Source organism: Alicyclobacillus kakegawensis NBRC 103104, assembly GCF_001552655.1.
In the GTDB taxonomy this organism is placed as follows: domain Bacteria; phylum Bacillota; class Bacilli; order Alicyclobacillales; family Alicyclobacillaceae; genus Alicyclobacillus_G; species Alicyclobacillus_G kakegawensis.
This window is the reverse complement of the sequence record NZ_BCRP01000005.1, coordinates 149,239-173,579: the sequence shown is the minus strand read 5'-3', so window position 1 is coordinate 173,579 and position 24,341 is coordinate 149,239. Positions and strand designations below refer to the sequence as shown.

General features: G+C 62.8%; 22 protein-coding genes and 1 riboswitch. Of the genes, 16 read left to right on the top strand and 6 right to left on the bottom strand.

All coding sequences use genetic code 11. The features are described 5' to 3' along the window. Window positions 1-183: 183 nt before the first annotated feature. The 11 genes from AK2_RS17090 (at window position 184) to AK2_RS05920 (ending at window position 11,559) form a co-directional block, all read left to right on the top strand. The gene (locus tag AK2_RS17090) at window positions 184-1,410 is read left to right on the top strand and encodes an MFS transporter (RefSeq protein ID WP_067932400.1); all 1,227 of its coding nucleotides are present in this window, start codon (window positions 184-186) and stop codon (window positions 1,408-1,410) included. A gap of 119 nt (window positions 1,411-1,529) precedes the next feature. Continuing rightward, window positions 1,530-2,024, top strand: a complete 495-nt coding sequence (locus AK2_RS17085; protein ID WP_067932398.1) for a flagellar protein FlgN — start codon at window positions 1,530-1,532, stop codon at window positions 2,022-2,024. Between the two features lie 65 nt (window positions 2,025-2,089). Further along, the gene (gene flgK / locus AK2_RS05960; RefSeq protein ID WP_067932396.1) at window positions 2,090-3,733 is read left to right on the top strand and encodes a flagellar hook-associated protein FlgK; all 1,644 of its coding nucleotides are present in this window, start codon (window positions 2,090-2,092) and stop codon (window positions 3,731-3,733) included. A gap of 122 nt (window positions 3,734-3,855) precedes the next feature. Next, complete coding sequence (gene flgL / locus AK2_RS05955) at window positions 3,856-4,770, top strand: flagellar hook-associated protein FlgL (protein WP_067932394.1); 915 nt, start codon at window positions 3,856-3,858, stop codon at window positions 4,768-4,770. A gap of 125 nt (window positions 4,771-4,895) precedes the next feature. Continuing rightward, on the top strand, window positions 4,896-5,468 hold the full coding sequence (locus tag AK2_RS05950) for a DUF6470 family protein (protein ID WP_067932392.1): 573 nt from the start codon (window positions 4,896-4,898) through the stop codon (window positions 5,466-5,468). Window positions 5,469-5,699: 231 nt separating this feature from the next. Continuing rightward, on the top strand, window positions 5,700-7,124 hold the full coding sequence (locus tag AK2_RS17620) for a flagellin N-terminal helical domain-containing protein (RefSeq protein ID WP_067932390.1): 1,425 nt from the start codon (window positions 5,700-5,702) through the stop codon (window positions 7,122-7,124). Window positions 7,125-7,302: 178 nt separating this feature from the next. After that, window positions 7,303-9,060: a flagellar filament capping protein FliD gene (gene fliD / locus AK2_RS05940; RefSeq protein WP_067932388.1), complete on the top strand. Its 1,758-nt coding sequence runs from the start codon at window positions 7,303-7,305 to the stop codon at window positions 9,058-9,060. A gap of 15 nt (window positions 9,061-9,075) precedes the next feature. Next, window positions 9,076-9,474, top strand: a complete 399-nt coding sequence (fliS, locus tag AK2_RS05935) for a flagellar export chaperone FliS (RefSeq protein ID WP_067932387.1) — start codon at window positions 9,076-9,078, stop codon at window positions 9,472-9,474. Window positions 9,475-9,701: 227 nt separating this feature from the next. Next, window positions 9,702-10,121 carry an SRPBCC family protein gene (locus AK2_RS05930; protein WP_067922453.1) on the top strand — a complete coding sequence of 140 codons (420 nt, stop codon included), beginning with the start codon at window positions 9,702-9,704 and terminating at the stop codon, window positions 10,119-10,121. Beyond that, window positions 10,118-10,474, top strand: coding sequence for an ArsR/SmtB family transcription factor (locus AK2_RS05925; RefSeq protein WP_067932384.1), 357 nt, complete (start codon window positions 10,118-10,120; stop codon window positions 10,472-10,474). The genes AK2_RS05930 and AK2_RS05925 overlap by 4 nt, the downstream gene beginning before the upstream one ends. Before the next feature lie 143 nt (window positions 10,475-10,617). Next, window positions 10,618-11,559 carry an NAD(P)-dependent oxidoreductase gene (locus AK2_RS05920; RefSeq protein ID WP_067932382.1) on the top strand — a complete coding sequence of 314 codons (942 nt, stop codon included), beginning with the start codon at window positions 10,618-10,620 and terminating at the stop codon, window positions 11,557-11,559. A gap of 34 nt (window positions 11,560-11,593) precedes the next feature. Here AK2_RS05920 and AK2_RS05915 read toward each other — a convergent pair whose 3' ends face one another. Genes AK2_RS05915 through AK2_RS05895 form a run of 5 tightly spaced genes read right to left on the bottom strand, consistent with a single transcriptional unit; the run spans window position 11,594 to window position 17,862 of the window. Continuing rightward, on the bottom strand, window positions 11,594-13,267 hold the full coding sequence (locus AK2_RS05915; RefSeq protein ID WP_067932380.1) for a sensor histidine kinase: 1,674 nt from the start codon (window positions 13,265-13,267) through the stop codon (window positions 11,594-11,596). Further along, window positions 13,264-13,947, bottom strand: a complete 684-nt coding sequence (locus tag AK2_RS05910) for a response regulator transcription factor (protein ID WP_067922465.1) — start codon at window positions 13,945-13,947, stop codon at window positions 13,264-13,266. Before AK2_RS05910 ends, AK2_RS05915 begins: the two co-directional genes overlap by 4 nt. 21 nt (window positions 13,948-13,968) lie before the next feature. After that, complete coding sequence (locus AK2_RS05905; RefSeq protein WP_067932378.1) at window positions 13,969-14,415, bottom strand: GtrA family protein; 447 nt, start codon at window positions 14,413-14,415, stop codon at window positions 13,969-13,971. Continuing rightward, a complete protein-coding gene (locus AK2_RS05900) occupies window positions 14,412-15,491 on the bottom strand; it encodes a glycosyltransferase family 2 protein (RefSeq protein WP_083520894.1) in 1,080 nt (359 codons plus the stop codon). Before AK2_RS05900 ends, AK2_RS05905 begins: the two co-directional genes overlap by 4 nt. After that, a complete protein-coding gene (locus AK2_RS05895; protein WP_067932376.1) occupies window positions 15,469-17,862 on the bottom strand; it encodes an ArnT family glycosyltransferase in 2,394 nt (797 codons plus the stop codon). Before AK2_RS05895 ends, AK2_RS05900 begins: the two co-directional genes overlap by 23 nt. Before the next feature lie 268 nt (window positions 17,863-18,130). Further along, a riboswitch (cyclic di-GMP riboswitch) is annotated at window positions 18,131-18,214 on the top strand. 52 nt (window positions 18,215-18,266) lie between these two features. On the opposite strand from AK2_RS05895, the gene AK2_RS05890 reads away from it, so the two are divergent. From AK2_RS05890 to purU, 5 genes are all read left to right on the top strand, one after another. Beyond that, window positions 18,267-18,929, top strand: coding sequence for a WxL domain-containing protein (locus tag AK2_RS05890; protein ID WP_067932374.1), 663 nt, complete (start codon window positions 18,267-18,269; stop codon window positions 18,927-18,929). Between the two features lie 138 nt (window positions 18,930-19,067). Further along, window positions 19,068-20,204 (top strand): WxL protein peptidoglycan domain-containing protein, encoded by a 1,137-nt coding sequence (locus AK2_RS05885; protein ID WP_067932372.1) that lies wholly within the window; start codon window positions 19,068-19,070, stop codon window positions 20,202-20,204. A gap of 219 nt (window positions 20,205-20,423) precedes the next feature. Continuing rightward, window positions 20,424-20,846 (top strand): GtrA family protein, encoded by a 423-nt coding sequence (locus tag AK2_RS05880; RefSeq protein WP_067932370.1) that lies wholly within the window; start codon window positions 20,424-20,426, stop codon window positions 20,844-20,846. Between the two features lie 42 nt (window positions 20,847-20,888). Continuing rightward, window positions 20,889-22,118, top strand: coding sequence for a glycosyltransferase (locus AK2_RS05875; protein WP_067932367.1), 1,230 nt, complete (start codon window positions 20,889-20,891; stop codon window positions 22,116-22,118). A gap of 361 nt (window positions 22,119-22,479) precedes the next feature. Further along, window positions 22,480-23,424 (top strand): formyltetrahydrofolate deformylase, encoded by a 945-nt coding sequence (purU, locus tag AK2_RS05870; protein WP_245628890.1) that lies wholly within the window; start codon window positions 22,480-22,482, stop codon window positions 23,422-23,424. 124 nt (window positions 23,425-23,548) lie between these two features. On the opposite strand, the gene AK2_RS05865 is transcribed toward purU, so the two are convergent. Beyond that, on the bottom strand, window positions 23,549-24,067 hold the full coding sequence (locus AK2_RS05865; RefSeq protein WP_067932365.1) for a transcription repressor NadR: 519 nt from the start codon (window positions 24,065-24,067) through the stop codon (window positions 23,549-23,551). Window positions 24,068-24,341: the final 274 nt, after the last annotated feature.

The following is a 24,341-nucleotide window of genomic DNA, read 5'->3' as shown; positions in this document are numbered from 1 at the left end:
GTGTCATGTGAAGGGCGGCTGCGGTCGCGGAGGCAGGTGAGCAAATTCCTTATTGTCAGGGACGGCAGACGGGTTTAGACTGTATCTGTTTTCTGACGGCGTCGCCGCCGGGGTATGTATGGGCGCGCTGGAGGCCCGTGCGTCGACGCCAGTCCAAATTCGCACACAGCGGGGGAAGTCGGGATGGGGCTACCCAAAGACTTGCGGCGGATTTTGTGGATGTCGTCCGTGTTTCTTGTCATCTTTACTTTCATGGGCATCTTTGTCAACCTGTACATCTGGGAGCGTCACCAAAGCATCGCCGAGTTGTGTTGGTACAACATCGTCCTGTTCATGGCCTGGGGCGTCGGTTTCACCACCGGCGCGGGCAGTCTCACGCGGTTTTCCTGCCGGGTGCCGATGCGCCTGTCGGCGCTCTCGGGCCTGGCGGCGTTCGTCGTCCTGTGCCTCGTCCATGTCCGCGACGAGTACCTGTGGATTGCGCTCGTCGCCATCCCCGCCGGCTTGTTTGGAGGCTTTTATTACTCCGGGCAAAACCTGAGCATCATCCGCTTGGGCCGAGGCGAGGAATTCTCCGCGTTCTACTTCTATCAGAACTTGATCAACCAGGTGGTCGGTCTGGTCAACCCGCTTCTGTTCGCGCTCTTCATCCACTGGTTCGGCTATGGCAGCTCGTTCCTCCTGATGATGCTGTTTGTCTGCGTCATGTTTGCTCTCTCGTTTCTCGTCCCGCCCATCACGTACAAACAGGACGTGGGCACGGGCGGATCGTTCTACAGCCACATGTCCTGGCGGGACGTGTTTCCGACGCCAAGCCTGCGCTGGATGCACGCTGGGTTATTTGCGGGCGCCCTGTTCTTCCAGTTCCAGTCTGCTCTCTCGCTGATTCTGACGTTCAGCGTCACCGGCAACAAAGTGGTCATCGGGCTGCTGAGCATGGGCTACACCCTGGCCTGTATCCTGGCCTTGCGGCTGTACCAGCGCCTGGAACTCCCGGGCCGGCGGTGGATGAACATCGGCGTGGGGCTCATCGCGGCCGGCTTCCTGCTCGCCGTGTTCCCGCAGGCCCCTGTCCGCGTCGTCTCCAACTTTTTCACCACGGTCGGCATGTTTTACTTCGGATCCGTATGGAATGCGCAGCAGTACGCGATGTTCAGCGAGCTGTCACCGATGCACTCGGCGCGCCTGTTCACCTGGCGCGAGAACACGTTCAATGTGTCGCGGATTTTTGTGTACGCGGCCTTGTTTCCGCTGCACCGGTTGGCGGGGCCGCCGTTTTACGCCATCCTGGCGGCGATTCTGGTCTGCTCGGTGCTGGTCCCGTATCTGCAGAACAAGTCGCTGGAGCTGGCGCGGGGGTCTCGTGTGGCGGCCCGCCCGCTGCCGCAGGGACCGGGCAAAGGTGTGTAGCAAGATGCAAGATGCGGGCGCGTGGTGCCGATATATTGATAGAGGACAGGAGCACCCTTTGGGTTGATACGGCTGCTTGGGGTGGCAGTCCCTGCCCCCATCAGCAAAGGGGTGGTTGCATGAGCGACACAGTCCAGAGGCTGTTGACGCTGCTTGAACTGCTGCTGGCGGAGCACCAGCAGTTGGTTTCCTTGACGGAACGCCAAAAGCGGGCGTTGATTCGAAGGGATACTCGCGCCTTGGAACCGCTGGTGGCGAAGATTGACAGGTCCGTCACCCGCGTGCAGGAGCTGGAAACTGAACGCCGACGCCTGCAAGCGGATTTGGCCCGGGAATACCAGCTGGAGGAAGGCCAGGTGACGGTGTCGGAACTGGCGCGCCGCTTGGAGGCGCCGCTGGCGGGGCGCCTGCAGAAGCTGGGGGCGGCCTTACGCGAGGCACTCGTCCGGCTGCAGCAGCTCTGCGCCGAAAACGAGCGAATCATGCAGCAGTCGCTGCGCTACATTGAGCAGATGTTTGAGTGGATACGGGGCAGCGCCGAGAGCACAGGCTATGGGCCACGGACCCCGGCGGGGCGTTCCCCGTCGTCTGTGGCCATCAACGTGCGGGCGTAGAGAGAAGCTGCGGGGGAGACAACCGCGAGGCTTCTTCATGCTAGAAGATAGAAGGAGGTTGTCGCGTGCTCGGAACCTTTCTTGGCTTGGAAATCGCGACGCGGGGGCTGCAGGCGCAGCAGGCGGCGATTGAGATTACTGCCCATAACATCGCCAACGCCAATACACCGGGGTACAGTCGCCAACGGGCTGATTTGACGGCGACGTTGCCGCTGGAAGTACCTGGATTGACCAGCGCAGTGCACGGACAGATTGGCACCGGGGTCGAGGTGGTGGAGATTCAGCGTCTGCGGGACAACTACCTGGATAACCAGTACTGGGAGCAGAATCAGTACCTGGGCCAGTGGCAGGCGACCCAGGATTCGCTGCAGAAGATTACGGCCATCCTGAACGAGCCGTCCGATTCAGGCATTTCGACCGTGATGCAGAGCTTTTGGAACGCTTGGGAGCAACTGGCGACCAATCCGAGCGACTTGAGCGCTCGCAACCTGGTCGCGCAAAGCGCGGTCACGGTCGCCCAGACGCTCAATCAGACGGCCAATCAACTCTCCGATCTGAGCGACGATTTGACAACCAGCCTCAACGCCACGGTGGATCAGGTGAACTCATATCTCACCCAGATTGCGCAGTTGAACAAACAGATTGACATCGTCTCCCAATCCGGCAACCAGCCGAACGACCTGTTGGACCAGCGCGATTACCTGGTGGACCAGCTGTCGAGCCTTGTGGATATCTCGGTCCAGTCGGACGGGACGACGCCGTTCCAGATCTCGATTGGCGGCACGGTGGTGCTGGACGACCAAACGGTGGAGACCGACCCGTCCGACCCCTCGCAGCCTGTGCTGCGCACCACGGGTGACCCGGCAAATCCGGTGTCGATTCCGGTGAGCGGCGGCAAGGTGAAGGGGCTGATCGACTCGCTGTCGCTGCTCGCGGGCTATCAGGCAGATCTGGACGCGTTTGCCAACGGTTTGGCCAACGGCCCGGCGACCGTCACCCTGGCCGGGGATTGGACGGTGAGCGCGTCCGCAGGCCAGGCAACCCTGCCGGTGGACATGACGATAGGGGGCCAATCGTATCCTGCCGGGACGCCATGGTCCACCATCGCGGCGGATAATCCATCGCTCGGCATCACGTTTGATGCCTCGGGGGATGCGACCATCCCGCAGGGAACGCAGATCACCGTTGCCGGATTGAACGCGTTGGAGGAGATGGGCTACGACGAGAACGGAGACCATGCGCCCGCCTTGTTCGTCGACGATACGGGGACGTCTGGGTCCATCACCGCGGCCAACATTACGGTGAATCCGGACGTGCTGTCGGATGTGTCCCAGTTGGCGGCCGGGCTGTCCACAAACGCGGGTGATGGGACGCTGGCCACCACCATCAGCAGCCTCAAGAGCGCCGAGATTCAGTTTTCCGATGCGGCGGACTCATCGGCCGTGATGCCGCTCAAACAGGGGACATTGGACGAATTCCTGCAGGCGGTCGTCGGTCAGCTCGGCATCCAGGGGCAGCAGGCTAATCAAGAAGTGTCCGCGCAGCAGGCGGTGATGCAGCAGATTGACATGCAGCGCCAGTCGGTGTCCGGGGTGTCGATTGACGAAGAGATGTCCCACCTGATTCAGTACCAGCAGTCGTACAACGCCTCGGCGAAGGTGATATCGGTCATCAACGATCTGCTCGATACCCTGATACAAAACGTGTGATGCTCTGCACCTCGCGCGTGGGATGGTGCGGCTTTGTGGCGGCTTGCGGGCGGTGCCGGAAGAGCTGACCGGACAGCCACGGCCTGCCGACGCGCGAAGCACAGTTCGGGGAGGGATGAACGGTGCGAATCACCCAGAGCATGCTCAACCAGCAGATGCTGTATGATCTCGAAAACAACACGCAGCGGCTCAGTCAACTGCAGAACCAGGTGGCCACGGGGAAGCGTATCAATTCCCCGGCGGATGATCCGATTGGCGTCGGTTTTGTGATGCGCTACAACAGCGACATCGCCTACTACCAGCAGTACCAGAGCAACGCCAACGCTGCGCAGGGCTTCTTGAATTACACCGATACGGTGATGAACCAAGCGATACAGGTCATGCAGCGCGCCCGCGACCTGGCGGTGCAGGGGGCGTCCGACACCATGGCGCCCTCCGACCGGGAGGCCTTGGCGTCCGAGGTCGACCAGCTGTATCAGCAGCTGGTGACCATCGGCAACTCGCAGTACAACGGCCAACACATCTTCAACGGCCAACAGACGGACATTGCGCCCTACCCAACCACAGGCGCCGAGAACGCCACGACCGACACAGGCTCCATCCTGTACAACGTGGGCGACGGGATTGAGTTGGACGTGAACACCCCGGGCAGCCAGTTTTTTGGCGACGCGGTCGCTGCAACGGACGCGGGCAAGGGCGCGAGTGACAACGCGTTTGACCTGTTGCTGAGCCTGAGCACGGCGCTCAAGAACAACGACGGGCAGACCGTCAGCCAGTTGTTGGGGCAATTTGACTCGCGGCTCGACCAAATGACCGCCGCGCAGGCCAATGTGGGCGCGCGGCTCGACCGCGTACAGTTTGAGCAAAACCGCCTGTCCGACTTGGTGAACAACTTCCAGTCCTTGCTCGCCGGGGTGCAGGACGCGGACATCGCGCAGACCATCACGGATTTGACCACCGCCCAGACGGTGCAGCAGGCGTCGCTCGCGGTTGGGGCGCGCATCATCGTGCCGACGTTGGTGGATTTTCTGAAGTAGCCTTCCCGGTCCCTGGCGTCGCTTTGGTGCAAGCTGCCATCCGGCGCCTGAGCGCTGTGTGAATCTGTGTCAAGTGGGCGAGAGTCCTGCGGACGGATAGATGGCCGCATGTCGGAGGGGGACGGATGATACCGCAGATCCAGATTCAGCAGGTGTTTGGACAAATCGGTATACGCTACTCCCCGGCGCACTGGGAGATTCACACCCGCCAGGCGGACCTGACGATTGACGCCCCGGCTGCGGAACTGACCATTCACACAACCTCCGGCCGCTTGGATATCGACCAAACAGAGGCGTTTGCGGACGAGGGCCTGCGCACCCCGCTCGATTTTTCCAAGCACCAGGCTGCTCTCGCCCGCCAGGCGGCCGCCCAGGGTGTGGCGGACACGGCCGACTGGGGCCAGCGTTTCTTGCACATTGAGCAGGGCGACCCCCTGCCGCAGTGGGTGATGCGCTATCGTGACCACCAGCGTCAATTTGCCCCTCAGTTGGTTCCGCGCCCGTTTTCTGTGAAGATTCACTACCAAACGGGGCACGTGGATATCGAGGCGCACGTTCAACCCGTGCGGGTATCCGCCGTCACGCATCCGGTCGAGATGGAGTTTCAGCCGGGAAGTGTGCACACCTACCTCGCGCGGGCTCCTGAACTGCGGGTGATTCCGCCGCCGGTAAGCAGGTTGGCTGAGGTCCGGGCGTGAGCGCATGGATGCGTCTGCATCGGACCGCACAGCCGTGTCGCCAGGCTGCGTCGAGATATAGATTGGCCTCTCGATCTCCTCTTTCCAGCCCTCTTGATGTCCAGCACACGATTTCATGACGAACGATGCAAGTTTGGGGCGCTTCCCGCCGATATAAGGAATGAGCGGATGGACAAGTGTCCTCCGAACCCCGCGCAGCCGGGGAAACCTCACAAGGGAAGGGTGTACTGCATGAGCTATGGACTCATCATCAATCACAACCTGGGTTCGATGAACGCTCTGGCGGCTCTCAGTCAGAACCAGAACAGCCTGCAGAAGGTGTTGCAGCAACTGTCTACAGGTAAGCGCATCAATAGCGCTGCCGACGACGCGGCGGGCCTCGCGATTTCACAGAAGATGCAGGCGCAGATCAACGGTTTGGACCAATCCTCGCGCAATGCGCAGGATGGCATCTCGCTCATCCAGACCGCAGAGGGCGCACTGAACGAGACACAGAGCATCCTTCAGCGCATGCGCCAACTGGCGGATCAGTCGGCGAACGGCACCTACACCCCTGACGACCGCAACGCGATGCAGCTGGAGATTAACCAACTGAAGCAGGAAGTGGACCGCATTGCCAATACCACGCAGTTCAACACCAAAAACTTGCTGGATGGTTCCATCGGCAACAGTGCGGTGCTCAGTACTGACTCCTTGAATCTCAAATCCGTTTCGGTGACTGACGCAAATCTGGCCGCGGACACGTACACGGTGACGAGCGTAAGTCCGGCCACTGTCAGTGCGACCGTCAACACCAACACCACGGGTTTGAATGCCAGTACCGACTTTGACTTTACGGATACCAGTAAAGTGACGGGCTTGGCCCTCGGCAACTACACGCTGACGGTCACAGCGGGTGCTTCGTCTGGCACGTATGATCTCACTCTCCAGGATGCCAATGGTGTGACAGTGGCGAGCACTTCCGGTTGGGATAACACAGCCCCTATAACTCTTACCGGCACCAACGAAAGTGGCGTTTCAACAAAGTTCACTATCAATAATGATGCGAACCTGCAAGCGGGCACCATGACGTTCAACCTGAACGCGACGTATGGAGCGAATAATTTCACCATCACAAATTCTGCTGGTAAGAATATCTATTCTAATACCTCCAGCCTGACTATCACCGACAGCAACTTCCAGGCGGGTGGCTTCCAGTTCAACATGACTGTGGATTCCGTGTTGGCCGCCGCAAACAGCACATCGACCATCACCACCACCAACAATGCGCTCACCATGCAAATTGGCGCGAATGCTAACCAGACGATGAAGGTCGGTATCCAGGCCATGGATGCGACGTCGCTGGGCATCAACAACATCGACATCTCCACCCAACAAGGTGCCGAGACGGCTATCACCGCGTTGGATAACGCGATTCAGACCGTATCTTCGGAACGTTCGACGCTGGGCGCGTATCAGAACCGCCTGGAGCACACCATCAACAACCTGAGCACTGAATCGCAAAACCTGGCGACTGCGCAATCCGGCATCACTGACACCGACATGGCTTCTGCGATGGCCGAGTTCACGAAGGACAATGTCCTGCAGCAGGCTGCGGTGTCCATGTTGGCGCAGGCCAATCAGCAGCCGCAGTTGGTCCTCAAGCTGCTTGGCTGATTCATCATCGCTTTGGCGGGAAACCGGCTCCTGCGGCCGGTTTCCCTGTTAAGGTGGCTCTCTGCGCGTCTCCATCCGGTGCACGGCTTGCACCGATTGCGTGCGAATAGTACATCTGTGCTCTGTGCCAGAATCCATGTGCGCACTTACGCGTATTTCCAAATGAGGAGGCCTTGTGATGACCTACATCGGTTCGCTGTCGGGGGGTTATTCGGGTGGCGGAAGCTCCGCCAGCGGAATAAACCAGGTGACGTATACGCTAGGCTCGGGGCTGTCCGGTTTGGCATCGGGCATTGACACCGACAGCATGGTCGATGCCATGGTGCAGGCGGCCCAGGAGCCGCTTGTGCAACTCTTGCAGCAGCGCCAGATCCTGCAGTGGCAGGAGATGCGGTATCAGCAGGTGAACGCGTCGCTCACGCAGTTGCAGAATACGGTGCAGTCGATGCAGCTGCAGTCCACATTCATGGCGCACTCAGTGACCTCGTCGAACAGCGCTGTGGTGAGCGGTACCGCCAGTACGCTAGCTCCGAACGGTACGTACAACATCACCGTTCTGCGCCTTGCGGAGGGGGCGACGGTCTATTCATCCTCGCCAATCTCCACGGATCCCAATTATGCGAACAACACTACCCTGTCGTCGATTGGCTACAGCTCTGGTGTAACGCTCAACATCAACGGCCAGTCGTTCACCTTCCAGGGCAGCGACACGTTGCAAACGGTGTTATCCGACATCACCAGCAATACGGCAGCCGGTGTCTCTGCGTTCTATGACACGAACACGGGGAACGTTGTCATGCAGACCACTAAAACCGGAAGCGACGCCAAGATTCAAGTAGACGACACTACAGCCACGTTCTTACAAAACGCTTTTAAAATCAGCATCGATCCGTCAAACCCGCCCACAGGACATGACGCGCAGTACACCGTCAACGGCTACGAAACCACCAGCCCGACCAACCAGGCCACCTACAACGGCCTGACCCTGAACCTGTATTCCACCGGCAGCGCCAGCGTGACGGTGGGAACGGACGTGGACTCGATTGTCAATGCCATCACCAACTTTGTGCAGCAGTACAATCAAACGCTGCAACTGATGCAGGGGCTGTACAACGAGCAGCGGAATTACGACTACCAGCCGCTGACGGCGCAGCAGGCGTCGCAGATGACCCAGGACCAAATCGAAAAATGGAACGAGCAGGCGCAGAGCGGCATGCTCGCCAACGACCCGCTTTTGGGCCATATCATGAACACGTTGGAAAACGACATGCAACTGCGGTTGTCCGGTCAGACCCAGTCGACCGTGAACGGACAAACGGTGACACTCGACACGCTCGCCTCCATTGGTATCACTCCGATTGACCCGATAAACGGCGTCTCCTCGGGGGCGACGGCTCCGGGGGTGACGACCACCGGCTGGAACACATACGGGCTGCTGCAGATTGACACGGACCAGTTGCGTGCCGCCATCCAGGCCGATCCGCAGGCGGTGATGCGGCTGTTTACGAACAACCCGCAGATATCGAGCGGATCGTCCATGGGCACAGGCGTCGCGGTGCAGTTGTACAACGACCTGTCGAGTTCCATCCAGCAGCTAACCGATGAAGCCGGCAGCAACCCGGACATCGTCAATGAAATCCAGACCAAGACGTCCAACGGCACCACCATATCTGGGGCCGGGCTTCTGCCATACACGTTGATTGACCCGAATGCCGACTTCTCCACTTTGTTTGGCACCGACAGTCTAGACGTGAGCTTTTTGGGTCTGCAGATATCCGGCATAGACTCCAACGCTGAGGACATGCAACAGCAGATCAGCGACTTGCGGCAGCGTTATCAGGACGAATTCAGCCAAATGGAGCAAGCGATTGCGCAGTTGAGCGCCCAAGCCAGCTATTTGGCAGGAATGCTCGGATCCTCCAGTTCTTCGTCGTAAGGAGGTCTTTGACTCGTGACGAATCCAGCATATGCGGCGTATCGCCAGGCGTCCGTGCAGACAGCGAGCCCGGACCGGCTGCTCATCATGCTGTACGATGGCCTCATTGCCGCTTTGGAGAACGCGAAGGCGGCGCTGGAGAGCGGCGATGTCGACGTGTCGCACAAGCAGTTGATGAAGGCGCAGAGCATCATCCGGGAAGGGTTGTGGGGGCCGCTTGACATGCGGTACGAGATCTCGAAGCCGCTGGCGTCCCTCTATCAATACTTTCACCAGCGCTTGGTCGAGGCCAACCTGAAAAAGGACGTCCATCCGGTCGTAGAGGTCCTTGACCATATCCGCGGCCTCCGCGAAACATGGGTGGAGGCAGCCGCCAAGGCTCGGCAGGAACAGGCCCAGCAGCTGCAGGGATGATCCACCGGCGCAATGCGCGGTGCGGTCCGGCAGCCACATTTGGTATCACGCTATTGGAATCATCGGTATGAGGCGCGTGTTTCCATTGGGAACGCGCGCCTCGCTTTCATGTGCGGGACAAGGAGGCGGACGTCATCCGGCCAGCGTGCTTGACACATTCCCAAGGATTCATATAGTGTTGAAATAACACCTTTGGGTGTCATGTCAAAGCGGCTGGAGGTAAAAGGATGCCAGACTCGAAAATCTCCGATATTCGCAAGACCGTCCTTTTGAATGCGCCGATTGACAAGGTGTGGAAGGCGGTTGCCACAGCGGAAGGCATTGCCGCGTGGTTTATGCCAAGCGACTTTCAACCTGTTGTCGGTCATGAATTCATGCTGGACGCAGGTCCCTGGGGAAAGTCGCCCTGCAAAGTCACAGAGGTCAATCCGCCCCACCGCATAGGGTTCAACTGGGGCAAGGACTGGCACGTCCTGTTTGAGTTGAAAGACCTAAACGGGAAAACGGAACTGACGCTTGTCCATTCTGGCTGGGATGCCGAGAAGGTGACCGAGTTTGGTGAATCCCACACGGTGGTTCGGGATCGCATGGATGGCGGATGGAATCGCCTGGTCTTTGAGTCCTTGCGAGGCTATGTTGAGAAATGATGCGCACTGCCGTCCGACATGACGTGTTCCAGGCCATCGCGGATCCCAACCGGCGCCAGGTGATTCGACTCCTGGCGGAGGCGGACGAACTGTCGATTGCGTCCATCAGTGACCGCCTGCCGATAAGCCGCACCGCAGTGAACAAACACCTGCGCGTGCTTGGCGAAGCTGGGCTCGTGAAAAGCCGCAGGGTTGGACGGGAAACTCGGTACCATTTACAGCCCCAGCCGCTGCTGGAGGTCAAGCGTTGGCTCGCCGATTACGAGCGATTTTGGGATGAAAAGCTGGCCGCGCTCAAGCGGTATGTGGAAGCGGAAGAGGCGGACGACGCTCATCCTTCCGACCTGGGATAGGCCGGCGCGCCATCAGCGGCAACCTAGGTTTGACGGACGCAACCGAAATCCTGTTTTAGTCACCCATCGTCTCATCCCATGCCGTCCTATACTATCACCGGAAAGGGTTGCCCTTGTGAACCGATGAGATGGGAGTGAAACGTATGCAGCAGGAGATGCGGACGACAGCAGCCACGACACAAAGCGAGGCGGCGGGCGGAATCCAGGGCGCCGCCCGGCCCATCCGCAAGGTCGCCTGGATTGGCTTGGGCGCAATGGGTCTGCCCATGGCCCGCAACCTCGTGCGGGCGGGGTTTGACGTGCGGGCGTTCAATCGGACGCCGAGGGACTACAACCTGGGCGGGGGACGTCTGTGCGCGTCAGCGCGCGAAGCGGTCGACGGGTGTGACGCGGTGATTCTGATGGTCGCCGACGGCGCGGCGGTACGCGAGGTGCTGTTTGGACCGGACGGCGTGGCGGACCACGTCCCGATGGGAACCCTCATCGTCAACCAGAGCACCATCGGTGTTGAGGAGACGCAGGCCGTCGCGCAGCGGCTGGCGCAGGCGGGGCTGGAGTTCATGGACGCGCCGGTGTCCGGATCTGTCCAGCCAGCGGAGCAAGGGCAACTGGTGGTGTTGGCGGGCGGATCGGCCGAGGCGTTTGCGCGCATGCAACCGGTGTTCGCGGCTATGGCCAGACACGCTTTCCACCTGGGCCCGGTCGGTAGGGGGGCGGCGATGAAGCTGCTGGTCAACGCGTACCTGGGCGTGGTGGTGGAGGCGGCGGGCGAGTGCCTGACGGCCGCGGACAAGGCCGGTTTGGGCCGGGAGGCGTTCCTCAAGGTGCTGGCCGAAACGGGGATGTGGTCACCCATCCTGGCCATGAAGCGGCCGCTGTGGACGGCGGACGAGTACGCACCGGCGTTCGCGCTCAAACACATGCGCAAAGACCTGCGCCTGGCGCAGGCGTTCCTGGGCGATCTGGGGCACGCAGGCGCGGCCATCCAGGCGGCGCTGTCGGCGTATGACCGGGCGGCCGACCAGGGCCTGGCGGATGCCGACATGGCGGCGGTGGCGCGGGCGCTGGCCGAGCCGAGCGCATGAGGGCCAAACGCACGCGCTGCGTGTGCGCGGTCCGTTAACGGCCAGCTTCGCCACCCGGCTTTGCCGGGTCCGGGTTGCACGGCGGCAGCCGCACCGTGAACGTGGTGCCCACGCCCAACTCGCTCTCGCACTCGATGTTGCCTCCGTGCAGCTGGACGATGGATTGGGTGATGGCGAGGCCGAGTCCGGCGCCCTGAGTCGCGGGGGCGGCCGCACGGCTGCGGGAGGCGTCGATGCGGTAAAAACGGTCAAAGATGTGCGGCAACCGATCAGGCGGGATGCCGCTGCCGTTGTCGCGCACGGTCAGCAGGACGGCGTCGGGCTCCGCCTGCACGCTGACCTCGATTCGGCCGGTGTCCGGCGCGGTGTGGTGGACGGCGTTTTGAAACAGGTTGAGCACCACCTGCTTCATTTTGTCCACATCCGCTTCGACCAGCGCCGGGCATGCCACGTCCAGGCGCACCTGGCGCGATCCGGCCAGCACCTCCAACTGCGGGCGCATCCTGTCCAACAGTCCGCCGAGATCAGCCGGGCGGCGGTTCAGCTCCGGCTGGCCGTCCAAGCGGGCGAGTGTCAGCAGGTCTTCCACCAGGTGGCTGAGCCGTTCCGTTTCGGCGCGCATGCTGGTGAGCGCCTGTTCCAGCTGCTCGGGGTTTTTGGCGGCGCCGCGCTGCAGCACCTCAAGGAAGCCGCGGATGGAGGTCAGCGGCGTGCGCAGTTCGTGCGAAGCGTCGGCGACAAATTGGCGCATCCGTTCCGTCGCGATCCGCTCGTTCGCGAACGCCTGCGCCAACCGCTCAAGCATGGCGTTGAAGGACTCGGCCAACACGGCCACCTCGGTCTGCGGGCGGACCAACTGCACGCGCTCCGCGAGGTTGCCGGCGCCGATGTGGCGGACAGTCCGAATCATGCTGGAGAGCGGCACGAGGGTGCGCCGGACCGTCGGGGTCAGCGCCAGGATGGCAGCCAAGAGCGCGGCCGCGGCCAGGATGATGAAGACCAGCAGTTGCTGCACGACGACGTGGCGAATTTGGGCGACATCGGCGCTGACCTGGATGAGTCCGGACGGCTGCCCGGGCGGACCGATGGGCGTTAACACGACCAATTGCGCGCCGGCTGGTGTCTTGACGATTTGGTACTGGTTGTCAGCCTGCCCGTACGTCAGCGCGGCCTGGTAAACAGTCTTCGGCAGGTGCGGCGCGGCATCCGCCTGCTGTGGGTGGAACAGCTCGTGAAACCCGCCCGTGTCGTCGATGAAGGTGACGATGGCCCCGGGCAGTGTGAACGGGATGGGTAACGGGCGCTGCGCGGCCGTCGGGTTGCCGGTCGCTGTGGATAGGGACGGATCGGCATTGACCGCATCAGTCGTGCTCCCGCTGGATGCACCGCTTTCACGCGGGACGGTGGCGTTCCCACGGGCCTTGCCTGGGCTCGCCGTGCCGCTGTCGGTAAAGGCGGCTCCAGGGTTGAGAAGGCTGCCCGCGGCCCATCTACCTTCCAGGCGCGGCGCATCGTGCAGCCAAAAGCGCAGCGGCAGGGCACGCACCTGGGTGTGCACCATGTGCGCCGTGTTCTGGTACACAAAGCGGCTCATCGCCAGGTATTGAAAGAAGCCGATAAACACGAGCAGCCCGGCCAGGATGGCCAGGCACCGGACCAAAAGCTGCGCGCGCAGGGAGCGGGGGAGTTGAAACGGCAGCCTCGTCATGGCAGGTCCACCCTGTAGCCGAGCCCGCGCACGGTGCGGATGAGCCGGTGGTCGCTGTCGCCCAGCTTGTCGCGCAGGGATTTGACATAGACCTCGACGATGTTGTCTTGCCCCTGGAAGTCGTAGCCCCATACTTCGTCCAAGATCTTCGCTTTGCTGAGCACGATGCCGTGGTTGAGCACCAGGTAGCGCAGGACGTCGTATTCGGTCGTCGAGAGCGCGAGCGCCCGTCCCTGGTAGCGGATTTCCTTGCGAGCGTCGTCGATGTGAAACGGTCCAATCCTCACTTCGTCCAATAGTTGTGGAAACTGGCCGCGGATGCGCGCGTGGATGCGCGCCAACAGTTCCTGAAAGCTGAACGGTTTGACCACGTAGTCGTCGGCGCCCAGGTTCAACCCTTTGACCCGGTCTTCGACTTCATCCTTCGCGGTCAGCAGGATGACGGCCACGTTCTGGCTGCGTTTGAGCAAACTGCACACTTCGAAGCCGCTGATGCCGGGCATCATGACGTCGAGGATAACCACGTGCGGGCGGAAGCCCTGGGCGCGGTTGACCGCTTCCAGCCCGTCAGCGCAGGTTTCGACCTGAAAACCTTCGTTCTTCAGTCCGAATTCTAGAAACTGGAGTATGTTCGGCTCGTCGTCCACGACGAGAATGCGGATATCGGCGTTGTTGTACACAGTGTCACCTCGGGTTCCATTCTAGCGAATGGGGCGGCTGCGGAACACCCACCAGCGGCCGCCGGCGAAGTTGACGACGGTGGTGAGGCCGGTGGCTGTCATCTTGACTCCCAGCGCCGGCCAGCCTGCGTGCCGCAGGATGGCGAGGAGCGCAAGGGACAGGCCGCAGGAGAGCCCGTTCACCGCCGCAAAGCGCAACGCCTCCCGGAGGCTGGGGTGCGCCTGTTGCCGGAACGTGAAGGTGCGGTTGCACAGGTAGCTGTTGACGAGGCCGCAGGTGTAGCTGACGCACTGGGCCACAAGCCATGGCCAGCGGCCAAGGTGCACGAGCAGCCAGAACACGCCCACGTCAAGGCCGGTGTTGAACATGCCGATGAGCGCAAACCGCATCGCTTGTGGCATCACGGCCTGACCGAATCGGGTCTCCCCTTGGCCGGCGACACCCGGTGCACGCCCGGTATCCGTCATGTCTCCGCGCCCAATCCGTCGTCAAACCCATCCTTGCCGGCGACCACGTACAGCGGCCGGCGGCGGCTCTCGCTGTGAATGCGTGCGACGTACTGGCCGAGGACGCCGAGGGCGGACAGTTCTATCCCGGACAGCCCAATGATGAGAGCTGTAAGCCACAGCACGACGGGCCAAGCGCCGCCCGCCATGCCTTCAACCAGCGTCGCCAGCGCCAGGCCGAGTCCAATCGCCATAGCCAACGCGCCTAGGTACAGCGGCCACAGCAACGGCCTGGTGGAGAAGGAAGTGACGGCGTCGCCCGCCAGGCGCAGCATCCTCCGCAGCGGGTATTTCGTCTCCCCGGCGTAGCGGGGGTCCCGAACATACGGCACCGCCGTCTGGCGGAAGCCAACCCAGGCCACCAGCCCGCGCACAAACCGTCCGCGCTCGTCCAGTTTTCGCAGCACCTGGCAGACCGTGGCGTCCATCAGGCGGAAGTCCCCCGTGTCCATGGGGATCTGGATGTCGGTGAGCGCGCCGAGAACGCGGTAGAACGCGGCCGCGGTTGTGCGTTTCCAGACCCCTTCGCCGCGGCGGCGGGTGCGTTGGGCGTAGACCACATCGTACCCTTGCTGCCATTTGGCGATCAGCTCCGGGATGAGTTCCGGCGGATCTTGCAAATCCGCGTCCATGACGATGACCGCCGCGCCGCGGGCGTAATCGATCCCGGCCGTAATCGCCGCCTGGTGGCCGAAGTTGCGCGAGAAGTGGAGCACCCGCACGTGCGCGTCGCGCTGCGCGAGGGAGGTGAGCCAGGCCCCGGAAGTGTCCTGGCTGCCATCGTCGACAAACAGGATCTCGTACGGATGGCCCAACTGATCCATGACCGGCTTGAGCCGCTCGTAGGTCACCGGCAGCACCGCTTCCTCGTTGTAGACCGGGATGACGACCGAGTAACGCACGGCCTCTGCGGCTGCCGGGCCGAACGCCGGCCCCGCGTGCGAAGCCGCGTCCACCCGGTGGTGTGCGGATGCGAACTGCGGCGTCCGCGGGTCGCCCTGCGGCCGGCGAAACTCATTTGGAGCCGGTGTATTCATACAGCTGTGCGCCTCCCTGTCTCAAAAATCCACCCTGCCCCTGCGCGGAAGCCGCATTCCGGCCGGCCGCAGCGGATTGAGTCGACGATCCGGTGGATGCGGACGACGAGGTCCAGGCTGATTCCGGTACCACCTTGCAGTGTTGGAGGATCCACTGGGTGACCTGCGATTGCCCGCCAAACCGCCCGCTTGATTGAATCAAAAAGTAGCGCAGCTTGCCGGATTGGGTCAACTGCTGCAGTTCCTGGACGGTTACGGCCGGGTCCGACCCCGAAAAGCCGCCCATCGCCATGACCGGCAGACCGGTTTGGAGGATGATGGGCGCGGCCTGGTTGGCGTTCTGCGTCGCCACCAGATACGCCCCGGCCGAGGCCTTGTAGTGGCGCTCCAGGTATTTTATCAGTGCGCTGTCCACCGTTTGGACGTCGCTCAACCCGCGCTTGCTCCCGTCCGGTCCGTTGCCGAGGCCGCTGTTGGCACTGCCGCTTGCGCCTGGGAAGCTGCCGCCGTTGGTGGCGCCGGGGAAAGCCCCGCTGTACCCGCGCGCGCCGCCGGCAAAGTAGCCGCGGCCAAAGCGCCTACCGGCTGCTCCGTTCCAACTGCTTCCGGGGGAGCCGCCTGTTTCCCCGCTAGAAAACCGGCCCACCCAACGGCCTGGCTGGAAGTTTCCTCTCTGCCCGGTCGCTGCGAAGAAGGGCAGGCTGGTGCGGGTGAACGTCCCGGTCGGGCCGGCCGCTGGCATGACCGCGTTCACCCCGTACTGGATGGGGGTGAATGCCCAGTAGCCAGGGGCGACGAGCAACGCTGCCACACCGGCCGCCGCTCCGGCCCGCCGCAGGCCCAAGCCTGCCGCGTTCGGAGCGGCGGGCCGAAATCCGGATGCCTCCGGGCGGAAGCCGGGTGCGTGCGCGGTTGGCTGCCGCAGGGCGCGCCAGATCGCGAGCGCGAACAGGGCGAGCAGGATTGCGCCTCCGGCAATCAGTGGAACGCGCACCTGCGGGTAGGGCAGGACCAATGTCACCTGGTAGACAAAGTCGACCAGGGCCGCGGCCGGGATCACCCAGCGCCAGCGGCTGTTAGCCCGCGCGTCTCGCCACATTTGGGCAAACCCGGCACCCGTCAGGGCGGCGATGCCCGGGGCCATCGTGATCAAGTAGTACTGATGGAAGAAGCCCGCGATGCTGAAGAACACTGCCATCGGCAGCAACCAGGCGGCCCAGAACACAGCGTGTTGTTCACGCCGGCTGAGCGGCCGGCGCCAGCGCACGCGCCGCAGCAGCGCCACCAAGGAGACGAGCGCTATCGGCAACAGCCATCCGATTTGCCCGCCTAGCTCGGACTGGAACAGCCGCAGCGGACCGGGCCTGCCGGTGTTGAACATGCCGCCTCCGCCCATGCCGCCGCGCAGCCAGCCTGAGCGCTCGGCTGTGGCTTGGCCTCCCGTCCCGCCCGTGCGCCATGGGCTGGTGCCAGCACCCACCTGTTCCCTGGCGCTTGAGACCGTGCCGGCCGAGCCAGACGCGCTGGAGGCCGCCTGCATCGGCGCGCTGTTTGCGCCTGATGCGCCGTGCATCTGTCCAGTCAGGCGCTCCAATCCGTTGTAACCGAAGATAAGTTCCATCTCGTTGTTCGTCTGCGTGCTGCCGACGTACGGCCGTTCACTGGCCGGGGTGGCGTCGACGGCCACCGCCCAGGAGAAGGACACCGCGGCCAACACGCCCGTCATGGCGGCCAACTGCAGGAGCTTCCTGCGCCAACGGAGGCGCCGGGCCAGCAGGTAGGTCAGGTAGACGGCCGGCAGCATGAGGTAGGCTTCCATCATCTTGATGTTGAAACCAAGGCCGATGAATACGGCCACCCCCATCAACCAGCGCAGCCGTCGCGTCTCCAGCGCCCGGAACAGGCACCAGGCGGCCAGCAACATGACGAAGACGAGCAGGCCGTCCACCTGGTTGGTGCGCTGCACGGCCACAGCAATCGGGGTGAGCGCCATCACCAGGGCAGCGATGAGGCCGGCGGCGATGCCGAACACACGGCGCACCAGGTGGTACAGCAGCGCTACCGAACCGATGCCGGCCAGGGCCTGGGGCAACATCAGCGCCCACCCGTGGAAACCAAACACCCACGCGAACAGCGCCTGGATCCAAAAGTCCACAGGCGGCTTGTCGATGGTGATGAAGCCGTTCGGATCGAAGGAATTGAAAAAGAAGTTGTGCCAGTTCATGAGCATGCTCTTGACGGCAGCCGCATAGTACTCGTTGCCGTAGCCCTCCTGGTTCAAGCCGTACAGGTTGAGAAACGCGGAGAGCGCAAGGATGGCTGCGAGTATGAGGTGATGCAGCCGCCAGCGCGGGTTTCGTCTATGCTCCATGTGCTCCACTCCTACGGGCATGGTAAGAAACGGGACCCAGCAAGGGCCGGCTGGGCCCAAGCTGCATGATGGGACACACACCTGAAACTCGGTTGAAGGGAAACTGAAGGTTTGCTGAAGGCGAGCGCTCGGAACCCGTTGTCGCGTATCTTGGGATGGGCAGCGAGGGCGAAGTCGTTGAAAATTATAATTGAAAGGTACAACATTTCAGAGCCACGAAACAATTTGTTCCATCTTGTCGCTGGGTCAGACAACCTATATACTTTATGCCAAAGCAGGGAGTGATGAAGCCGAATCTGTATTTGGGCACTTGGATTCGGGGGAGCGAGTAGTGCAACCGACCTCTTTCGATTCTAGGATTTTTCCTAATTGCTAGGATTTCCTACGAGAGAGGTGTCGAGAAAATGCAAGAGAAGTGGCGGCGCCTTGCGGCCGCGGGTGCTGGGGCGGTTGGCACGCTGGGATTGTGCCTGAGCACCGCCTGGGCTGATGTTGATTCCGGCAATGGACGCGGGAATCAAAGCGACGGTGGGAGCGCGCAGGTGGCGGGATCCACGACCGCGCCGGTGTGGATTCAGGGCGGCAGTCTGGCGCTCGATTTTGGTGACGCACAGCTGACGCCGGCCGCAAGCCCCCTCACGGTCGGGGATGACGGCGTGTCGGGCACCTTGGCGACCATCACCGGCGCAGGGGTCATCGATGACCGCGGGACCGGCCAGGGGTGGCAATTATCAGTATCATCCGATGATTTGCGTGAAGCGGGCGGCCACGCCCACTTGACCATTCCCGCATCCGATCTCTCTTTGAAGATTGACTCGGTATCGCCCGCCTATCCGGACCAATCCAACCCTCCGACAAACAACGCAGCCAGTGCCATCCCGCTCGGTAAGGGGCAGGTGACGCTGTTGTCTGCGGGGAACAATTTTGGCATGGGGAAGTGGAACCTGGGTGCGATCACGCTGGGGCTGCACGTCCCTCCCAGCGTGCCGACGGTCGATCCGTCCGTGAACAACGGGCCTACCCAGTTTTATGCTACTATCACCTGGAACCTCACGTCCGGGGTGTAAGGAGAAAAAGGGTCTCGCCCGCCACCGGGACGTCCCGTCCCGGTGAATTTTTTGTGCCTGCCCCAGACAGGCGGGGGAAGCGCCTCCTGCGCAAGTGCCGCGCAGGACGACAAAACCGAACGGACGGAGCCGATGTGTATGCATTCACGAATACGCCGAAACCTGGCCGGCCGCAGGCTGAGATGGGGCCTCGCAGCAACTGCCTTTCTCGGTGCCAGCGCGCTGGCCGTCAACACCGCGCTGGCTGCCGGCCAGCCGGGCGGGGCGCCCGGTGCCTCGCTCCCGTTTGCTGTCACCCCCGTCCTCAACGGGCAGCAGGTTCACGGGGTGACCGGGTATTTCGATGTCCACGTCCAGCCGGGGCAGACCCTGCGCCTGCAGATGCAGGTGCACAACCTCACGCGCCAGCCGGTGACTGTCAAGGCGGCGTCCGCCAATGGCCTGACCATGGCCAACGGGGGCGTCGAGTATGTCCCACAAACCCAACTTGCGGGATCGCGGCTGCTTGACCACTCGTTCGCGTTGGCCAGCCGCATCTCTCTGCCCGCCAGCATTCGCCTGCCGGCGAGTGGGAGCGTTCGCGTGCCGATTGAGGTGAAGGTGCCCAACGTCGATGCCGGGACGTATCTGGGCGGTGTGGTGTTCAGCGCGTCCGGGGCCAGCACAGAGAGCACGGCGCGGGTTGCAGGGAACCAGACGGCCATCATCATTCAGAACCGCTTCAACATGGCGGTTGCGATAGCGTTGAACCTGCCGCACACCGTCCCTCCGCGGTTCGCCTTCGGCCGCGCGGATGTGGCGCCGGTCTCCACCGGCGAGCAGCTGCGGATTGGCATGAGCAACCAGGCGGCGGCGGTGTTGAAGGGGCTCACTGGCAGGTATGCGCTGGTGAACGAAAACGGGGATACGGTTCAAGCGGGATCGTTTGGGCCCTTCACGATGGCTCCGAAAACGGCCATCACCTATCCGGTGCCGCTCCAGGCGATGCCGCCGGCGGGCAGGTACACGGTCCGGCTGACCGCCCATGCCGCCGGACGAACGGTGGCCGCCACCCGGACGCTGACCATTGGTCAGCCGCAGGAACAAGCGTACCACGAGGCCACCGGGAAGCCGGCGCCGCGAGCTTCGCGCTCCTGGTGGCAATATGGGGCGGCGGTGCTGGTGCTGCTCCTCGTGGCGGCGGGTGTGTTCCTGTGGCGCACGGCCAAACACCGGGCGATTGCAGCGTATGAGCGGCAACAACGCCAGGACCGCCAGCAGGGCGGTCGACCATAGGGCGGGCCTGGGGAACCTTGCGCGGTCTGAAGCGGGGAGGTGCTGCTCCCCACCAGGTATGCCCCTCGGTACCGTCCACGGCGAGGATGTCGTATCATGATGGCGGAGGGGTTGACAGCGGCGAGTCGGCCTCGCGGTGCTCCGCATGAGGCCGGCACAGGTCAGGATAGAGAGACCACCTGACCTGCACAGGGGATTCGAGGGCACGGGGGTCGCCACATGCTCGAAAAATCCAGGGGCGGCGAACGCCCGCAGACGACCATTCGCCAATCGCTGCGCTTTGGTTTGGTTGGCGCACTCAACACCGCTGTCGACATGGGTACGTTTTTTGCCCTGGTGCGTCTCGGCCACTGGCATGCGCAGGGCGCCCAGGGGATTTCGTACACATGCAGCATCTGCAACAGTTATCTGTGGAACCGCTATATCACGTTTCGCCGCCGCAGCCTGCCCAATCTGGCCGAGGTGGTGCGGTTTGCCGCCATCACCGGAATCTCCTATGGGGTGTCTGAGTGGCTTCTGTGGCTGCTGCAGCAAGACGCGTGGCCCTTGGCCGGCATCAAGGTCACCATTTCCTTGACTGCCTCGCTGCTCAACTTCATCGGCAGCAAGTGGTGGGTGTTTCGCCGTCGCGCTGCCCATTGACGGTCAGGGGCGTGGAGGCGGCGGCACAAAGGGGGATGGGCTGTGACCTGGCTGTTGCTGCTGCTCGTGCTGGCTTTGGCGGCCTGGGTGTACCTTCTGTGCGCCCACGGCGGGTATTGGCGGACCCACATTGGACTGCCTGCGGCCCTGCCGGCAGACGCGAGGGCGGTCCCAGCCACGGACAAACGGGACACCTGTTCTGTCGCGTCAGGCGGGTACCCGCCGGTGTGCGTCATTGTCCCGGCCCGCAATGAGGCCGAAATCCTGCCGCGCTCGCTGCCTGGACTGCTGCGACAAGATTATCCGGGGAGGTTGCGGGTGGTGCTTGTCGATGACCAGAGCGAGGACGGGACAGCGGAGGTGGCGCGCGATGTGGCCCAAAGCTGCGGCCGGGCGGAGCGCCTCAGCGTGGTGCGGGTGGATTCGCTGCCCGCAGGGTGGGCCGGAAAGGTTTGGGCCATGCAGCAGGGTTTTCTATCCACGTCCGCGGAGGATGCCTTTCTTGTCTTCACGGACGCCGACATCTGGCATCCGCCGACCTCCATCCGCGCGTTGGTGGACAAGGCGGAGGCGGAGGACTTGCAGCTTGTCTCGCGCATGGTGCGCCTGCGCGCGGACTGCTTCTGGGAAAAGCTGTTGATTCCGGCGTTTGTGCTGTTCTTTGCGAAGCTGTACCCGTTTCGCTGGGTGAACCGCGACAAGTCCCGGGTTGCCGCAGCGGCCGGCGGGTGCATTCTGGTGCGGCGGGCGTGCCTGCCCGACGGGTTGCTGCCGATACGCTCGGCCCTGATTGACGACTGTGCGCTTGCGCGCTGGGTGAAAGGACGCGGCGGGCGCATCTGGCTGGGATTGGGCCCCGATGTCCTGAGTCTGCGGTCGTATTCGCGGCTCGGTGACATCTGGCGCATGGTGGCGCGCTCCGCGTTTGTCCAGCTGCGTTATTCGGGTTGGCTGTTGGCGGGTGTTGTCCTCGGCATGACGTTCCTCTACCTGCTGCCGCCCATGTGCGCCATGGTCGAGTTCATTCGGCTCATCGCCGGCGTGGCCGCCACCCCGGACGCCTGGGCCCTGGCGCTTGGCGCCGCGACTTGGCTGCTCATCTCGGTGTCGTTCTGGCCGATGCTTCGTTGGTACGGCGTGAACGGGGCGTGGGCGCCGCTGCTCCCGTTGGCGGCTCTCCTGTACACGGGGATGACCATGGATTCGGCGCGCCGCTTCTGGTTGGGCGGCAAAGACATGTGGAAAGGGCGGCCGTTTGTCAGGCAGGCGTAGGGCCGCTCTCCCTGTGCTGTCGGCGCCAGGGCGGCCGTCTGGCCGCCGGCGCAGCCCATCTTGCCGCCGGTATGAAAGACTGTCATCAATCGAGGTCTATCATGCCTCTGCTCTGGAGATAGTCCCATAGGACACGCGCAGCCTTGGATGTATCGAAATGTAGAAAGAGTTCCTAGTTGTCCAGCCCGCGTCCCCATCCCCGTTTGCGCGACCTGCTTGTCGATAGACTTGCAAAAACGCATAATATAAGAACTGTCCTGTAACGGATTGGCGTATGGCGTGATTGTGCGCAGCCGCAGCTGACAGGGTTTTGGTGCCTGTCGCCGGCGCAGGATTACGAATTGATGGAGGAATTCAGCCAATGTCGTTGACGATGAAAGCCGACCAGTCGAACTCATTCCAAGGCCAAGGAACGCTTGCGGCCTCCGCCAGCCGCGGCAGCGGGCAGCACGGCGAACGTGCGCGGTTGCGCGTGGTCTGTCCCGACCAGCCGGGCATCGTTGCGGCGGTTTCGCAGTTCCTGTTTTCACAAGGGGCGAACATTGTCCAGTCCGACCAATACAGCACCCACCCGGAGGCGGGGCGCTTCTTCCTGCGCGTGGAGTTTGACATGCCGGGAATCGCTGCGGACATGGCCGGCTTTCGGACCGCCTTTGCCGAGGTGGCGGACCGGTTTGACATGCGGTGGGAGGTGTCGCTGGCGGCGGTGCCCAAACGGATGGTGGTGTTTGTCTCACGCGAGCTGCACTGCCTGACGGAGTTGCTCTGGCGCTGGCAGATGGGTGAGTTGTTCACGGACATCCGGGCGATTGTCAGCAACCACCCAGATGCCCGCGAGCTGGCGGAGCAGCATCGCATCCCTTTCCACCACATCCCGGTCAGCAGCGAGACGAAACCCGAGGCAGAGGCCAAGGCGCAGGCGATTCTGGAGCAAGTCGGCGCCGAGGTGGTGGTCTTGGCTCGCTACATGCAGATTCTCTCGCCGCAGTTTGTACACGCCTGGCCGGGGCGCATCATCAACATTCACCATTCGTTCTTGCCGGCGTTCATCGGCCGTAACCCGTATCAGCGCGCGTACGATAGGGGAGTGAAGCTGATAGGGGCGACTGCCCACTACGTGACCGAGGAGTTGGACGAAGGCCCGATTATCGAGCAGGACGTGGAGCGGGTGGATCACCGCATGAGCGCGGATGACCTCAAGCGCATCGGCCGCCACGTCGAGCGTACGGTACTGGCCCGTGCCGTGCAGTGGCACTTGGAGGACCGGATTCTCCTGCACGGCAACAAGACCATCGTCTTTCGCTGAGTGAGGCGGTGCGTGGGGGCGTGCGGGGGATCGCTGGGACGGCAGGCATGATTGGGCCTACATTCCCTCCTTCCAAGCCGGGGTATCAGGAAAACCGGGATGTGGGTGTTCCGGCCTCCGGCACCTATTCGTAGACGTGAATCCCTTGCCTGCGCAACTGTGCGATGGCCTCGGTCAAGGCCCCGATGTCCTCGTATTCCACCGTGTGCAAATGGTGCCCGTCTGTTAAAGTGGAGAGCAGCGTCGCCCCGGACGCCCGTACCTGTTGGAGAAACAGTTCCACATCGCGGCGCGACGCCAACCGCAGGGAGCCGCGCAGCTCGCCGTAGAGCGGATGCTCCACCAGCACGTCCAGCACGCGGATGCCAAAGTCGACCAGCGTCATCAGTTCCTTGCGCGTCAGCTCAGGCGGGTGATAGACCGCGAGCACGCTGCGCTGGGCGGGGGCTGGGTGCGATTCGAACAGGTAGCCGCGCGGGGTCGACACGATGTCCATGCCCTGCGCCCGCAGCAGGGCAATTTCGTGCACCACAACCTGGCGGGTGACGCCCAGCGCCTCGGCCAGGTCCGATCCGGTCACGGGTCTTTGGCTGTTGTGCAAAATCTGCATCAGCTTCTGCTGCCGCTCGTGTCGGTCTCCCATGCGAATGTGCCACCTCTTTTTTCCACGCTGCAGGCTGCCCCCTGGTCTGCCCGTTCATGGCTACGCCCATTGTAACACAGGTCCCAGGCCCACCAGGCCTGGACATCTCCCTTCGGACGCGCGTATCCGCGTCTGCCAGCTCCCCGCGCGCACAGCCCGTCTACCTGGGCGGGTTGCCCCGGCAGCCACGCAGCTGGCGACGGGCCAAGACACAGGTTGCCTGTCCACGCGCGAGCGTGTCGCCTGCATACCTTGAAGACAAGTTGCCAAGGAA